The sequence below is a fragment of the Xylanibacter ruminicola genome (assembly GCF_900107775.1).
Lineage (GTDB): Bacteria > Bacteroidota > Bacteroidia > Bacteroidales > Bacteroidaceae > Prevotella > Prevotella ruminicola_C.
Genome location: NZ_FNRF01000005.1, coordinates 330,059 through 345,092, shown reverse-complemented (window position 1 = coordinate 345,092; position 15,034 = coordinate 330,059). Strand labels below are relative to the sequence as shown.

Sequence of the window (15,034 nt, the reverse complement as noted above, 5' to 3'; positions counted from 1 at the left end):
CACGAAGCCAGACAAAGCACTAGGGGTATATACTTGATATTACTGCGCATGACGTTCTGTGTTTATGGGTCTGACGCTTTCCTGACGTATAGTATCGCGAGGCGTGGTGGTTCGTGGCATCAGCAAGGGCTGCTCCTTCTTCCGGAAGTTAAACACATCCAGCAGCGAGTTCAGCTTCTTGCGCCAAACAAAACCTATACCATATTCGCCTGTGTAACCCTCCAGCCAATCGTAAACGTTCTGGCTATAGAACAGCTTCAGATTCTTGGTGGCATCCTGATTCAGGCGATACTCCATCGTGACATTATCGAAGAACGACTGGTTCTGCCCACCCATCGCATCGCTGGCGCCCGATGATACTTTTCCTCCCAATTCTATGCGCAGGCGATTGTTGAAGAATCGCTTGGCAAACTTAAACGAGTAGTCGGTATGCATCGCACCCGAGGCATCGGTAGTGTTATCGATACCCAAGCTCAGGTCGAGCGTCTTCAGGGCCGAACCTGCTATCGTGTTAATCTCGCTCTGCAGGAACGAACTCAAGGCAGAGTTCATCGAGAAGGCACTGGTGTTGGTATCAGCCAGATACATACCGGTGGTAAGCATCGCCACAGCCATTTTTCCACGTTCCTCCTTCGACATGGTGGTCAACTCGCCATTCACCGTCTGATCCTCAGGTGCCTCGATGATAAACTCCAGACCCATATCGTTCAGTGTCTTGGTAATAATCACACCACAATCAAACAGTACAGAACGGGTACCACCAGACTCGTTGGTTACATTTGCCTTGGTACGCTCGGTAGCCGTGATGTTCAGTTTAGGATTCATCGGATCGCCTGTAAACTCCACGTAGCTGCCCTCCTTAACGGTAAACGTCTTAAGTGGGATAACAGGCAACGAGTATTTCATCTCGCCACTCGACAGGGTATAACGACCCGTGAGGTTGATACCTTCGGCATTGTACTTCATACGCAGGTCGCCACCACCCATCAAATCTACGTAGTTGCTCTCATCTACATTCAGGGCGCAAACCACATGGGCACCTTGCGACACATTGATGGTAAGATCAACATTCAGGCCCGATGGTGTAGGACGGGTAACCACCGTAGTGGTAGAATCGCTGAAGTCGGTAAACTTAACCAGCTCGTCTAAACGGTTATCAGTTGAGAGTGGCGAATCGAGCAGCATATAGGTCATATCGGTAGAACCCAGCACATCCAGTCGACCACGCATGTTCAACGCTTCGAGCGGACCTTGCAAGCGACTCATAAAGTTAACGTATGCCTTACCCCATGCCACACTCTTGGCCTGACGCTTAGAGTTGATGAGCAGGAAATTATTGGCACGCATACGCATATCCATCATGATATGTTCGGTATCCGAGAAGTCGATGTTACCCATCAGGTTCAGCAGGTCGTTATTGCTCGAGTAGAGTCCGAAGTTCTCCAACATCAGCTTAGAACCCACGATACGTACGGGGTCGTTATCAAAACGCATGCGGATGCCATAAGGAATGCTGACCAGATAGGCCGAATCTACATACATCTCGCCATTCACCTCAGGATGAGTGGTGGTGCCACGAATGGTTACACTACCCTCGCCATAGCCCTCTAAGCCAACCAACTGGTCGGGCACAAATCCATTTACCAACGACAAAGGCAAGCGCGTCATCGTAAAGTTGGCATCGATAAAGCCTTCGCCCTGACTCTTGTAGATACCACTCAGCAGACCAAACTCCTCGTCGTCGAGCATCAGGCGAGCCTCAACGGCATGGGTATCGTCCTCCTTCATCAGATAAACCAACTCGGTACTGATATTACCGATGGGCGAACCCTCGTAGGTCATCTGGCGTACAGCCATATCGCTGGCCACCGAGATATTCTCGTTCTTATCCTGCAGGATATGATAATCGCCATTCAGCTTACCCGTAATGCGGGGCAGATATGGAATCACCGAGGTGAGCTCGCCCAAATCAAAGCTGTTCACACTCAGGGTGATGTCCTGCAGCATGGTGGAATCCTGATTCTCGGTATAGAGTTTGATACCCGTCTTATCGTCGGCAATCAGATCCACCTTAGCCTGCAGGCGTTTGTTGCGGCCCATAAACAGGAAGTTATCCTTGTTCAGGTTAAACTCCTTATAACCAATGGTGGGGCGCTCGGGCAACAGTTTAAAGCGGATGCCATCGCTCTCCATCTCGGCAGTAACGCCTAAGCGCAAGCCCATTTTATCGTGCTGGTCGAAAAAGCGCAAGCCTACCAATGCACCATGCTGGTGGACGGTACCATCAATCAGGGCATTGAAGATAAACTGCGGATTACGCTTGTTGTTGCGCACCTGACCCTGGTAGGTTAAGCGGTCGCCCTTCTGTGTGAGGTTCAAACGGATGGTATCGATACGGGTACTATCGTAAACCATCGAGTAGAGATAGCTTTGACCATTGATACCTGTTACAGGCGAGGTGTTCACATCCAGCATCAGCTCCTTGAACTGCACGTCGAGCGCCTTCAGCAAGCCAGCCAACGGGTTGTCGCGCTTACTCTCGACATGCAGTTTCATCTCGGGCAACAGACGCTTGATGGCAGGCTGGTCGATGATGCGCTTATCAATCTGCGCCATCGTCGAGTCGCCTAAGATGCTGAGTTTCTTCAACAGGCGCTCGTAGTTGCCCTGAGCATCCAGCTTCACAATAAAGTCGCCACTCTGAATACGGGCAATCACCGTATCAACAGTGGTATTGATATGCAGTCCGATAAAATCGGGGCGCAGGGTTTCGTTTTTACCTTTGATGTAGATTTCATCTACCAATCCTGTTACACGGTGCGTGAGCTTCATATCCGATACCACATCAACCGATCCGCACATACCTATGGCCAAAGGCATGTCTACCAGGCGCATACGGTACAAGTCGGCCTTATCCAGATCGGCACTGATGGTGGCCATTAGCTTTTTGGTATTCAGCATGGCGTCGACACCTATGGTGCCTTGCAGCAACTGGTTATGCCCCGTGATAGATGCCAGTGCATGTCCGTTAACCAAGGTGGCTTCGGCATTCATCTGCTTCAAGTCCCAACTGCCATACTGCAACTGGTGTATCTTGGCACTGGCTGTCAATTTGCTCTTGTTCGAGAGGAAATCGGTACCATATCCCTTGGCCTTCACATCGGCTGTGATGGTATAGATAGAGTCGCGTGGCATAAAATGGTGCAGATTCAGGCGGTTGATGCTCATATCGGCATCGTAGCTTATGCCAGCCATCAGCAAATCACCTTTAGCATTGGTTGGAATGCTGGCACTACCCTTCAGTTTTACTATGCCAGTACCCTCGCGCAGTGTCAGATTGGTGGCATAGCGGGTGCCATCGGCCTTCAGCTTACCATCTATCGCCATACCTGGCAAGCGATAATTACGCATCAAGGCAGGATCGGCCAAAGCCAAGGCAAAGTTCAGATTCTCGGTCTTGGCATTCAGGGCGATATCAGCCTTCAGCTTGGTGATATCAGTTACGTTATCAGCCGTACCGGTAGCTGTGATGCGGAAGGCGGTTGGCAGATGGATGTTAAGCCCCGTAAACGCCATGTGCTGCATATTTCCGTTTACCGAACCCTTGATGCTGATGGGATGATTAGGATAGTTGCGCACAAAGGCCTGTGGCATATCGCCGGCAAAGCGCATCACATCCTGCTTACCTATCTGCGCATTCAAACGCAGCTTCATCGCACCAGGCTGCTGGGTGTCGAAGGTGTTAAAGTCCATCGCCAGCTCGGTCTCGATATCTGTATCAGGCGTTTGCAATCTCAGTTGGGGGATGGTCAGTCGCTTGTCGTCCATCGTTACGCGGGCCGACAGGTGGTTTACCTGCAGACCGCTTTTCTCCTTCGCCCTCAGGTCTCTAATAATAAGAGAGGTGTTAGGCTCTACGTATTCAATCGAATCGATACGCAGATTGATATCCGTGAGTGCCAGATGATTATAATCCAGTCCGCTCACCTCTGGCTCGTAGCGGTTATCGTAGTTCAGGCGTCCCTGGTTCCAGTCCAGACTGCCCACTTTATAAATCTTGTTACCAAGGTCGGCCAGCACCTCGCGTGCCACTGCCCTACCCATATAGGCCTGGGCATTCAGCGTGTCGCCTGGCAGGTGGACCATGAAATTACTCTTCAGGATACTCACCGAATCGGCATTTACTATCCATTTCATTGTCGATTCTGTGGTGTCGACAGCCGCTGTATCGCTCAGGGCGATATCCAGTTGAGCTTCTGAGAGTCGGGCACCATTCACTTCTACGGTTTCCTGATCAAGGTCGATACCATTCGACGACAGCCAAAGCTCCTGCAGATTGCCTTTGATACGCAGGTCGCCAATAAAGCCATTGGTATTCAGTTTGGCATCAGTCAACGATAGCTCATCTATCACCACGCGCTTGCTAAACAAGGGGATCAAGCGCACATCGCACACCATCTTGCGCACATCGGCAATGGTGTCGGTCTGATCAGCTATCGAATCATTCTTAGACGAGCTAAGCGGCAAAGCCGAGCGTTGATGTAAAGCACGAAAGCCCTCGATGCCTAAGTCGAGCGGGAACTCCAGGCATACCCTTTCTACTGTGATGTCCATGCCCGTTTTCTCCGAGGCGATGGCGGCCACCTTCTTTACCGCCCAATTTTGCACAGGCGGCAAATAAAGTAGCGCGGTTAGAATCACAATAAGCAGTATGGGTGTCAAAACCGCTATCCCCAACCACTTCAGGACTTTCTTCATTTGTTTATTTGGTTGATGCAGCCTGCCACAACGGGTCGTTGGGCAACGGTGCCTCTACGATAATGGTTTCTTTCGAAACAGGATGCACGAACTCCACCCTACGCGACATGAGCGAGATACTGCCATCGGGATTGCTGCGAGGCGCACCATATTTCAAGTCGCCCTTAATGGGACAGCCCATGGCAGCCAACTGACAGCGTATCTGGTGATGACGACCCGTCATCAGGTTCACCTCAAGCACCGTATAGTTATCTGTCTGTCCTATCACACGATATTTCAACAGGGCTTTCTTGGCATTGGGGCGCTCCTTATCGTAGGCATAGCTCTTGTTCTGTTTCTCGTTACGCACCAGCCAGTTCTCGAGCGTTCCCTCGAGGGCCTTAGGACGATTTTTTACTATCGCCCAGTAGGTTTTATGCACCTGTCCCTCGGCAAACATCTTGTTCAGTCGGGTAAGCGCTTTCGAGGTTCGGGCAAACACCACCAGACCTGAAACAGGACGATCCAGGCGGTGCACCACACCCAGGAAAACGGCACCTGGCTTGGCGTACTTTTCTTTGATATAGTCTTTCACCAATTCAGAAAGGGGGCGATCGCCAGTCTTATCGCCCTGTACGATCTCCCCACTCTGTTTGTTGACTATGATGATATGGTTGTCTTCGTAAACGACCTCCATAATGTTCAATAATCAATGTTCAATGAACTACATGTTCATACCACCATCAACCTGGATAACCTGACCGCTTACATAGCTTGAGAGGTCAGAAGCCAGGAAGGTAGCAACATTAGCGATATCCTCAACCTGACCACCACGACGCAGAGGAATCTTGTTGATCCACTCCTTACGGATATCGTCGGGCAGAGCCTGAGTCATAGCTGTATCGATGAAACCAGGAGCGATGGCGTTAGCACGGATACCCTTAGGACCCATCTCCTGACCGATACTCTTAGCCAGAGCAATCAAACCAGCCTTTGAGGCAGCATAGTTAGCCTGACCAGCGTTACCATGAACACCTACTACTGATGCCATGTTGATGATAGAACCACCACGCTGACGCATCATAACGGGTACACAAGCGTGAATGAAGTTGAAGGCCGACTTCAGGTTTACTGCGATAACAGCATCCCACTGCTGCTCAGTCATACGCAGCATCAGTCCGTCCTTTGTGATACCAGCATTGTTAACCAGAATATCGATTGATCCGAACTCTTCCTTTACAGCCTTAACTACTTCCTCAGTCTGAGCAAAGTCGGCAGCGTTCGAAGCATAGCTCTTAGCCTTTACACCCAGAGCAGCAATTTCCTTTTCGGTCTCCTCGTTCACCTGCAGATCGGTGAATGCGATGTTACAGCCTTCAGAGGCATACTTCAGTGCGATAGCCTTTCCGATACCGCGTGCAGCACCTGTAATCAGCGCTGTCTTACCTTCTAATAATCCCATAATTGTTTTCTATTATTAATAATGTGTAATGTTTATCTTTTCTGAATTTTTCCCAACGCACCATAAACCACCTTGGCCACCTGGGGCTTGGTATCCTCCTCCTTCATACCATGGGCAATACGTCCATATATATAAGGAACTTCGAGGCCCTTGATACAATAGTGTGTAATATCAGCCACAAGATCCACGTTGTCGATATCAAACTCGCCATCGTCCTTTCCCTCGGCATAAACCTTACGGAACAGCTCAATCTCGGCATCATCGAAATGGCGACGCACTTTCTCTACCATCCAGATGTTACGGAAGAACTCAGCACGCAGGTTACCATTACGAACCACCGTTTCGCGAATCATACTGAGATGAGTATAGATCAGCTCGATAATCTTGTCCTGTGGACGGATTTTTCGGGCAGCCACCTCATCGAGTTTATCGCTCAATCGCTCCAACTCGCTCTCGATAACAGCATAGTAGATTTCCTCTTTCGACTTAAAATAGGTATATAGCGTACGGCGACCCTTACCCGATTGCAGGGCAATATCGTTCATCGTCGTATTCTCCAGTCCGTTCTTGGCGAACAGCTGGCGTGCTACATCTACCAGTTTCTGTCTTGTCTTGGATATAGACATGTCTGTTTCCTCCTAAAGTTTAAAATTGCACACTATTCTACGATGTGCAAAAGTAAGCCTTTTATTTGAAACTGACAAGAAAAACGAGGAAAAATATTACAAAAACAACAAATTTATAAAAAAATGGCCGAAAAATTTGGCGAATTCAAAAAATAGTCGTACCTTTGCACCCGCAAATCAGGAAACGCCCTGAAATGCAGCGAAAAAATAACATCGCGGAGTGGAGCAGTTGGTAGCTCGCCAGGCTCATAACCTGGAGGTCGCACGTTCGAATCCTGCCTCCGCAACTAAATAGGAGATGCAAGCTTTTCAGCTTGCATTTTTTTGTTTATCCTCCCACGCCAACTTACTGCAAGATTAAACTGCATACAAAAAAATGATCCGATCGTCAGGGCTAAGGCCCTCGACAATCGGATTATCAGATTTACTTTTTCATTCTTGCTATAACCTTTCGGTAGTAACTGTTAGTAGCTTTTACTCCGTAGCTCATACCACCATTCCAAGAACGTATAGCCTTCTCGACGTTGTTCTCCGGGTTAAAATAGCTTTGAATCAGAAGGAACATCTCTTTCGATTTTTCTACACTATAACGGTCGTCCAAAGTGTATCGTTTCTTACTCTTGCGTTTACTCAGGATGTTATTACATTCCTTAACGAGTACTGGAGTAATCTGCATCGCGCCAACTGAGTTTCCACTCACGGCCTTAGGATTTCCTTCGCTTTCCACTTTAATAATTGCATCCATTACTGGATTCCAGTCAAAGCCTAACGTTTTGTTGCTCCATGTACCGAAACCTTCGGCCGAAACCGACAGAGTTACCAAGAACAGAGCCATTAAGCTCAAAACTGTCTTCTTAATAAAACCAATCATAAATCTCTATACTTTAGGCGGAGGGTTCTCGCGAACAAACCGCGTTATCCTTTAGATAAATTCATTGAAATTGAGAGTCCGACTTCACGTCGGAAAAAGCGTTCATATTAGCGCTTAGTTTCGCTTAACCGGTGCAAAGATACGACGAATGACCCTATTGCCCAAAAATTTTTAGGATTTTTAAGCATTATTGGGAAGTTTCACGATATAAATCAAGTATTGTTTTTTTATTCTAAATCCACCACCGTTATGCCTGCGCCACCAAACTGCACATGCTCATCGCGGTAGTGCGAAACGTTAGGAATAGTACCCAAATACTGTCTGATTAACTGTCGCAGAATACCTGTTCCCGTACCATGCAGGATGCGCACTCTGCTCACACCTACCAGTATAGCATCGTCTATAAAATAGGTAATGGCATTAATAGCCTCATCGCCACGCATACCACGTACATCTATATCCTGTTTAAAGTTCAGTTTGCGATTATCAATCACATTACGGGTATCCTTCGATACCACACCATACGAGCCAGCAATATTGCTGTTACGTTCCTCGGCCTTGGTCAGCTGCTCCTTGGGTTTCTCAGCATGCTCCAGACGCTCCAAACGCATCTTGGTTTTCATGCCACCAAATACAACCACTGCCTTTCCGCCATCGATACTGTCGATAACACCCACACTGGTAAGTCCCTTGATGCGTACGGTATCGCCAACTGCCAATGGCGCCTGGATAGTGCTAGCATTACTAGAAATACTAGTATCTCTAGTGCTGGCCGCGGCCGATTCGGCCGCTTTACTAGATTTTTCCTGCTTACGCTTCTCTCTGCGCTCCTTACGTTCCAGAATCTGGCGCATTTTCTTGGCAATGGCCTCATCAGTAGCACGGGTATCAACCTGTGCCAACTCCTCCTTAAAGGTATCCAGCTCCTCGCGAATCTTGCGGGTGCGTTCCTTCTCGGCCTGAGCCTCACGTATCTCACGGATGGCGTTTTCAATCTTCTTATTACTCTCGCGCAAAAGCTCCTCGGCCTGCTCTCTGGCTTTACGCAGAATAGCTTTGCGCTCTGCTTCAATCTCCTCTACAGCAGCCTCCAGACGCTCGCCACTGGCCTGCAGTTTCTTCTCGTGCTGGTGAATGGTCTGTCGCTTACCCTCCCAGTAACGCTTATCGCGCACAATATCCTGCAGGTATTTATCGCTTTGGATATAATCCTGACCCACGATATCACTGGCATCCTTGATTACCTCTTCGGGAATACCCGTCTTGCGGGCAATCTCGATGGCAAAGCTCGAACCAGGCTGACCAATCGACAGCTGGAACAAGGCCTGCATCTCATGTCGGTCGTACAGCATGGCACCATTCACCACACCCTCGTGATCGTCGGCAAAATGCTTCAGGTTCTGATAGTGGGTGGTAATCACGCCAAAAGTACGTTTCTTCCAGAACTGCTTCAGCATGGCCTCGGCAATAGCACCACCAATGGCGGGCTCGGTACCGCTACCAAACTCATCAATCAGCAACAACGAGCGCTCGCCAGCCTGTTTCATCATCTGCTTCATATTCATCAGATGGCTCGAGTAGGTAGAGAGATCGTTCTCGATGCTCTGCTCATCGCCGATATCAATCATAATACTCTCGAAGATACCTGCGGTAGAGCGATCGCCGATAGGAACAGGCAAGCCGCACTGCAACATATACTGCAGCAAGCCAACCGTTTTCAAGCATACCGACTTACCACCAGCATTAGGTCCGCTGATAAGCAGCAGACGTTTTGCACGATTCAGCATAATATCCAGAGGTACCACATGCCCCCCCTTCTTCTCAAGCGAGAGCTGCAGCAAGGGATGGATGGCACGAATCCAGTCGATAACAGGTTCGGCCTTTACGGTTGGTTCGAAAGCCTGTGTCAGCTCAGCCCACTTGGCCTTGGCCTGAATCAGGTCGATCATAGCCAGCAGCTGATACGAGTCGATTATCTCGCGCACGTGCGGGCGTACCTCATCAGTAAATACCGTCAGAATACGAATCACCTCACGGCGTTCCTCAGCCTCCAGCTGTCGTACCTTATTGTTTGCCTCAACCACTTCGGTTGGCTCAATAAATACCGTTTTACCAGTGGCACTCTCATCGTGCACAATACCATTAATACGGCGCTTTACCTGTGGAGCCACCGGTATCACCAGTCGTCCGTCACGCATAGCGGGGGCAGCATCCTTATCTACCAACCCATCGCGCTGGGCCGCATGCAATATAGTATATAATGTACGCGAGATGCTACCTTGTGTTTTCTCTAAGTCGTGACGGATACCAGCCAGCGTCATCGAGGCCGAATCCTTTACCTTACCAAACTTATCCAGAATAGAGTCGATACGACGAATCATAGCGGGGAAGGTAGTCACGCCATCAGTTAAACGGTACAAGGCCGGATACGGATACACCACCTCGCCATTAGGTTTCTCGTCGCCATCGCGCTGTAAGAAGCGCACGATATTAGCGATTGTTTCCAGCGAGCGACGCAAATCCCACACCTCATCCTCTTCCAGATGGGTATTCTCCAATCGTATGCGCGCAACACTCTCGCGCACATCAAAGAAGTACTGCATGGGAAAATCATCGTGTTCGGCAGTCAACCTACGGAACTCGCGCACCTGCGTTAACCATTCATTTACTATATCGGCATCAACCGAGAAAGCCATTTCATCGACTTTCTCCTGCCCCAAGGTGCTCTGGCAACGTGCCTTCAGCAACCTACGAATCTCATCGAATCCGAGCTTACGCTCAAAGTTATTTGGATAAATCACGGGTGCAAAGGTAGTAAAAATGGAGCAAAAATGCGCAAAATCACAAATATTTTATAAAAAGTTGGCGAAAAATTTGTTTATTCCAAAAAATCTCCTTACCTTTGCACCCGCTTTCGAGACAGAAGAGCACTGGAGAGATGGTAGAGTGGTCGATTACAGTAGTCTTGAAAACTACCGTGCTGAGAGGCACCGGGGGTTCGAATCCCTCTCTCTCCGCTAAGAGCTTAGCTTAAACGCTGAGCTCTTTTTTTGTGTCCGAGCAGAAAACCCGATTTTCGCTTGCGGGTTTCGTTCTTTTTTTGTAACTTTGCGCCATAAAAATTAACTTAACGATGACAAAACTCTGTATCAGACTGATATTCATTACTTTAGCGCTGGTAACTCTTGGTAGTTGCGAGCAAAAGAAACAAAATAATAATTTTGAGTCAGCTGAAGGTTATGGGATAGCCGACTCGATTGTTTCGGCTATTAGCGACGAACGCGACTGGCCCAAATTCCTGGCTACCTGCGACAGTTTCCAGCAGACAGGCGATATTTCGAGGGTAAAAGCCATATTCTATAAAACCGTAGCGTTTAACCTGATGGGCAAATACCGTGCCTCGTTGAGTCTTTACAACCAGTTGGCCGATGTGAACGTGAGCGAGCTGATTACCGAGGCCGACCTCGAATCATATATCTACTCTAGTAAGGACTATATACGCATGCTGTGCGATATGCGTCGTTACGATCGTGCCCTGCGACAGGCTCGTAATGCCGACCGCAAACTCCGTGCTGCAGGCTATAATGCGTTTACCGACCATCAGGACATCGCCCAGATGATTGGCGAGTGCCAGCTCTGTCTAGGACAGAATGCCGATGCTATGCGCAACTTCGACAAGTCGCTGAAAGCCATTAAGGAACGCCTGAAGACCAACAACGGCGACCTGGACCTGCGCGAGTGCCAGAAAACCATGAATGCTATTGCCACCGTTTATATGCGTCGTGGTCATTTTAGCGAGGTTACTCCATGGATTCTGCGCCAGGACACCCTATATGCGCAAGCCTTGAAACTCCCCAAAGCCGACCCGGTTTATCTGGATGAGATGAAAGCCGAAATAAGCTACACCCGCGCCATGCAGGCGCATGCGATGGGACGTATCGACGATGCCGAAAAAGCGTTTGCCGACTACTCATCTACAGACACCTCAAAAAAGCCAAGCAGTCTGATTAACAGCTGCCGATACCTGATGGCCACCCACCGATACGAAGAGGCAGCCAACAATATGACTCAGCTTGATAAGTTTATGGCCGAAGGTGCTTACGAAGAGGCCGACCTTGAGAATATCGGCAGATTTATGATACCCAAATTCCATGTCAACCTGATGGCAGGTCATCGCGACTCTGCACTCCAAGTGGCCACCAAGATTGCTAATCTGTACGATTCGGCTCTGGTACGCCAGAAGATTATCGATGCCGATTTGCTTTCTACCGTTTACGATACCGAAGGCAAAGAGCGCGAGATAGCCGAGCAGCGTGCCAAACTGAGTCATCAGCGCATGCTTTGGGTAATTGGCGTAAGCCTGGTATTCATCATCCTGCTGCACCTGCATCTGGTACAGCGCCGCAAAGCCTTCAAGAAGCTGAGCGACACCAATAAGCAGCTCATCGAGGCCAACGAGCGTGCCGAAGAATCGGAGCGCATGAAGAGTAAATTTATCCATCAGATATCACACGAGGTTCGCACACCGCTTAATGTACTTTCGGGCTTTACGCAGGTACTGGCAGCACCCGATATCGAGATCAGTGCCGACGAACTGCAGTCGATCAGCAAGAAGATTGTAGAAAACAGCGAGCGCATCACCCGTTTGGTTGACAAGATGCTTGATTTGAGTATGGTTAACGCTCATACCTGTGCCGAGTGTAACGATAAGGTATGTCCTGCCGATATAGCCTATCAGGCTGCACAGCAGGCAGGCATTACGCAGGCCACACACCTCGACTTTAATCTTAAGCTTGGCGCACGCACCAGTCAGATTATCATGACCACCCATCTCAAGTCGGCTGTCAAGGCCTTGGCCCTGCTGCTCGACAATGCGCAGAAGTTTACCCAGCCCATTGCTTTTAAGGGCAAGGCGCCCAAAGGCAAGGCCAGTGTAGTGCTCAATGTAAACATCGACGGACAGAACGTGATTTTCAGCATAGAAGATACAGGTATTGGTGTGCCAGCTGATCAGGCCGAGAATATCTTTACCGAGTTTGTACAGCTTGATGAGTACACCGATGGTACAGGTATCGGTCTTTCGATAGCACGCTCACTGGCCAGACATTTAAAAGGTGATATCAAACTTGATACCACCTATACTGCCGGCGCACGATTTATCATGCAGCTGCCGATTTAATAATCAAATATTGTTTTAATCGTATACCTCTATCTCAATGCGATAAAAGTCGCCTTCCTTTGTTATTGGGTACACGGCAAACTGTGTTTCATAATTGCCGTCGCCCCAAGGGTTGGTAATATACAGGCGCTTATCGTCGGGCTTGGTAATCACGTTAAAAGTCTTACCGTTAAACTGCACCGTTTTCTCCTGAGCAATACGTGCCAGGAAACGTTCGGCATCGCCCTTGTCTACGTAATAAAGACCTGCTGTTACTGACGAATCGAATGTCATGCAGAAGAAATAGGCATGAGGCGATGAGGTAGTAATCTCGTAGCCCACATCTTTCTTGTCGCCCTTCTTCACGCCGTGACCATAAACCACTTCGGCATAGTGTTTGTCGCCTTCCTGTACATCGTCTCTACAGATAAACTGCAGAGGTGTATTAGGCCTCCTGCCTGTGCCCTCGTAGTTGTACAGCAAGTCGAGCAGATTGGTAAGAGAAATCTCCTGTCCCGTGTCATCCGACGATGACGATAGCGAGAAAACGCCCGCTGCTATAACAGCCAGAACCACGATTGTTGTTATAACCTTTTTCATTTTACCTTTTGACTTGTTAATTGGTTTTATTGAATTGCGGCACAAAAGTACTAAATTAAACTTAATCTACCAACATTTTTGGTATTTATATGCTTAAATTATTTTTTTTTAGTACCTTTGCACCGCATTTGGCAACACATGCACCCGTAGTTTAAAGGATAGAATAACGGATTCCGGTTCCGTTGGTCACGGTTCGATTCCGTGCGGGTGTACTGGTTTATCAAGCACAATGCTAATTAATGCTACCGCAAACATTCCAAGCAGTAACACATATCCAATCAGATGCACTATCACCCCTAAAATCTGTTTCATTTTGTTTTTTGTTTATTTGTTTAATTACGCTGCAAAAGTAAAACAACTTATTATTTTACCCAAATAAATTCAGCCAACTGGCTTTTTTAATCAACAAAATGCTACGCACAAAAAAAAACAACATAAGTTCTAAACTTTCCTAATATTCGCTGAAAAGGCACGTTTTATCGTAGAATTATGAGTATCTTTGCCCCTGATTTTAATATGTTATGTAATATGATGAAGAAGATTATTTTTGCGTTGCTGGCTGGAATATTGGTTTGCCAGCCCGCCGATGCACAGTTTTTGAAGAAAATTTTCAAGAAGAAGGCCAAGACCGAGAAAAAGGCCAAGAAGAGTGCCGATGGAATCGATGACGCAGCACAGATTGCTATGGCCGATATAGCCACACTGACCGATAACACAAATAATCGCAATGCTTTTATGGGCATCCCCTTGGGCATCAAGGCCAGCCTGTTCGAGAGGCAGCTGCTTGAGAAAGAATTTACCGAGCGCGCACTCGAAGGCAAGCACACTGCCAAGTCGTATATCTACGATGGCCAGGTGTATGGTGCCAAGTGTACCGTTACACTGGCCGTATCCGACGAGACCGACCGCGTATATGCCGTTGATGTTACCGAAGATACCATCTACCCCTCGTTAAAAGAGGTAAAGGCACGATTTGCCAAAGTAAAGGCCGAACTGGTTAAGGTTTATGGTCGTGGCTTTGTAGATAATCAGGGCGAGGCCTACACCATTCAGACCCAGTTAGGCACCGTTAGCCTACATTACGAGCGTGGTTCGCTCACCAGCAGCTACACCTTCGGTTTTGCACTCGACGATGCCAAGGCCTACCAGATGGCCTATAACGAGATGGACGACAAGGAGTACGAAACAGCTCCACGCACCATCGCCAGTGGACTGGCCTCAGCCTGCAACCATACCGACTTGGTTGGTTTGGGCGTGCTGCTGTATCAGAACCGCACCCTGAAAGGCGTGCAGTCAGTACTCTCCAGCTACGATTACACCGTAGGCAAGGCCACAGCCAAAGTGCTGCCTGCCTCGTTTAAGATGGATGGCTATCAGGCCACAGCCTCGCTCGCCCGTCGCAAGCAGGCCATCACCGCCATCACCCTCACCGCTACCGACGATGCCGAAGCCCTTTGCAAAGACCTCAAAACCTACGGCTTCACTAGCACCGATCAGAAAAACTGGCGTCAGGGCAAGATGACAGCCATCGTAACCACCAACACCCAGGGTCAAGTAGTGCTTACATTTAAATAATTCAA

At 48.6% G+C, this 15,034-nt stretch carries 10 protein-coding genes and 3 tRNA genes; 5 read left to right on the top strand and 8 right to left on the bottom strand.

All coding sequences use genetic code 11. From position 1 onward, the window contains the following. Positions 1–39 precede the first annotated feature (39 nt). From BLU97_RS13715 to BLU97_RS13700, 4 genes are read right to left on the bottom strand one after another with little or no spacing between them, the layout of a single operon-like run. Positions 40–4,758 carry a translocation/assembly module TamB domain-containing protein gene (locus BLU97_RS13715; RefSeq protein WP_074762045.1) on the bottom strand — a complete coding sequence of 1,573 codons (4,719 nt, stop codon included), beginning with the start codon at positions 4,756–4,758 and terminating at the stop codon, positions 40–42. A 4-nt stretch (positions 4,759–4,762) separates the two neighbouring features. Then, positions 4,763–5,434 carry an RluA family pseudouridine synthase gene (locus tag BLU97_RS13710; RefSeq protein WP_074762044.1) on the bottom strand — a complete coding sequence of 224 codons (672 nt, stop codon included), beginning with the start codon at positions 5,432–5,434 and terminating at the stop codon, positions 4,763–4,765. 27 nt (positions 5,435–5,461) lie between these two features. Further along, entirely contained in the window at positions 5,462–6,199 is a 738-nt protein-coding gene (fabG, locus tag BLU97_RS13705) for a 3-oxoacyl-[acyl-carrier-protein] reductase (protein ID WP_033151428.1), read from the bottom strand. 32 nt (positions 6,200–6,231) lie between these two features. Next, positions 6,232–6,825, bottom strand: coding sequence for a TetR/AcrR family transcriptional regulator (locus BLU97_RS13700; RefSeq protein ID WP_013065131.1), 594 nt, complete (start codon positions 6,823–6,825; stop codon positions 6,232–6,234). A gap of 214 nt (positions 6,826–7,039) precedes the next feature. Here BLU97_RS13700 and BLU97_RS13695 point away from each other — a divergent pair. Continuing rightward, positions 7,040–7,112, top strand: a tRNA-Met gene (locus BLU97_RS13695). A 137-nt stretch (positions 7,113–7,249) separates the two neighbouring features. Here BLU97_RS13695 and BLU97_RS13690 read toward each other — a convergent pair. After that, on the bottom strand, positions 7,250–7,696 hold the full coding sequence (locus BLU97_RS13690) for a lytic transglycosylase domain-containing protein (RefSeq protein ID WP_081353041.1): 447 nt from the start codon (positions 7,694–7,696) through the stop codon (positions 7,250–7,252). Positions 7,697–7,923: 227 nt separating this feature from the next. Further along, the gene (locus tag BLU97_RS13685; RefSeq protein ID WP_074762043.1) at positions 7,924–10,497 is read right to left on the bottom strand and encodes an endonuclease MutS2; all 2,574 of its coding nucleotides are present in this window, start codon (positions 10,495–10,497) and stop codon (positions 7,924–7,926) included. Positions 10,498–10,628: 131 nt separating this feature from the next. Here BLU97_RS13685 and BLU97_RS13680 point away from each other — a divergent pair. Together BLU97_RS13680 and BLU97_RS13675 are read left to right on the top strand one after the other, a co-directional pair. Further along, positions 10,629–10,713, top strand: a tRNA-Ser gene (locus BLU97_RS13680). Positions 10,714–10,829: 116 nt separating this feature from the next. Further along, positions 10,830–12,875 (top strand): sensor histidine kinase, encoded by a 2,046-nt coding sequence (locus tag BLU97_RS13675; RefSeq protein WP_074762042.1) that lies wholly within the window; start codon positions 10,830–10,832, stop codon positions 12,873–12,875. Between the two features lie 15 nt (positions 12,876–12,890). Here BLU97_RS13675 and BLU97_RS13670 read toward each other — a convergent pair whose 3' ends face one another. Beyond that, the gene (locus tag BLU97_RS13670; protein ID WP_074762041.1) at positions 12,891–13,454 is read right to left on the bottom strand and encodes a hypothetical protein; all 564 of its coding nucleotides are present in this window, start codon (positions 13,452–13,454) and stop codon (positions 12,891–12,893) included. Positions 13,455–13,594: 140 nt separating this feature from the next. Here BLU97_RS13670 and BLU97_RS13665 point away from each other — a divergent pair. Continuing rightward, a tRNA-Arg gene (locus BLU97_RS13665) sits at positions 13,595–13,666 on the top strand. Here BLU97_RS13665 and BLU97_RS16335 read toward each other — a convergent pair. After that, a complete protein-coding gene (locus BLU97_RS16335; RefSeq protein ID WP_262503171.1) occupies positions 13,641–13,766 on the bottom strand; it encodes a hypothetical protein in 126 nt (41 codons plus the stop codon). The genes BLU97_RS13665 and BLU97_RS16335 overlap by 26 nt on opposite strands. A gap of 216 nt (positions 13,767–13,982) precedes the next feature. On the opposite strand from BLU97_RS16335, the gene BLU97_RS13660 reads away from it, so the two are divergent. Next, on the top strand, positions 13,983–15,029 hold the full coding sequence (locus BLU97_RS13660; protein WP_074762040.1) for a hypothetical protein: 1,047 nt from the start codon (positions 13,983–13,985) through the stop codon (positions 15,027–15,029). Positions 15,030–15,034 lie beyond the last annotated feature (5 nt).

What these genes read in the sequence shown, in the direction of transcription:
- BLU97_RS13660 (WP_074762040.1), top strand. Translation starts at nt 13,983, where the DNA reads ATGATGAAGAAGATTATTTTTGCGTTGCTGGCTGGAATATTGGTTTGC.
- BLU97_RS13690 (WP_081353041.1), bottom strand. Translation starts at nt 7,696, where the DNA reads ATGATTGGTTTTATTAAGAAGACAGTTTTGAGCTTAATGGCTCTGTTC.
- BLU97_RS16335 (WP_262503171.1), bottom strand. Translation starts at nt 13,766, where the DNA reads ATGAAACAGATTTTAGGGGTGATAGTGCATCTGATTGGATATGTGTTA.
- BLU97_RS13700 (WP_013065131.1), bottom strand. Translation starts at nt 6,825, where the DNA reads ATGTCTATATCCAAGACAAGACAGAAACTGGTAGATGTAGCACGCCAG.
- BLU97_RS13670 (WP_074762041.1), bottom strand. Translation starts at nt 13,454, where the DNA reads ATGAAAAAGGTTATAACAACAATCGTGGTTCTGGCTGTTATAGCAGCG.
- BLU97_RS13715 (WP_074762045.1), bottom strand. Translation starts at nt 4,758, where the DNA reads ATGAAGAAAGTCCTGAAGTGGTTGGGGATAGCGGTTTTGACACCCATA.
- BLU97_RS13675 (WP_074762042.1), top strand. Translation starts at nt 10,830, where the DNA reads ATGACAAAACTCTGTATCAGACTGATATTCATTACTTTAGCGCTGGTA.
- BLU97_RS13710 (WP_074762044.1), bottom strand. Translation starts at nt 5,434, where the DNA reads ATGGAGGTCGTTTACGAAGACAACCATATCATCATAGTCAACAAACAG.
- fabG (WP_033151428.1), bottom strand. Translation starts at nt 6,199, where the DNA reads ATGGGATTATTAGAAGGTAAGACAGCGCTGATTACAGGTGCTGCACGC.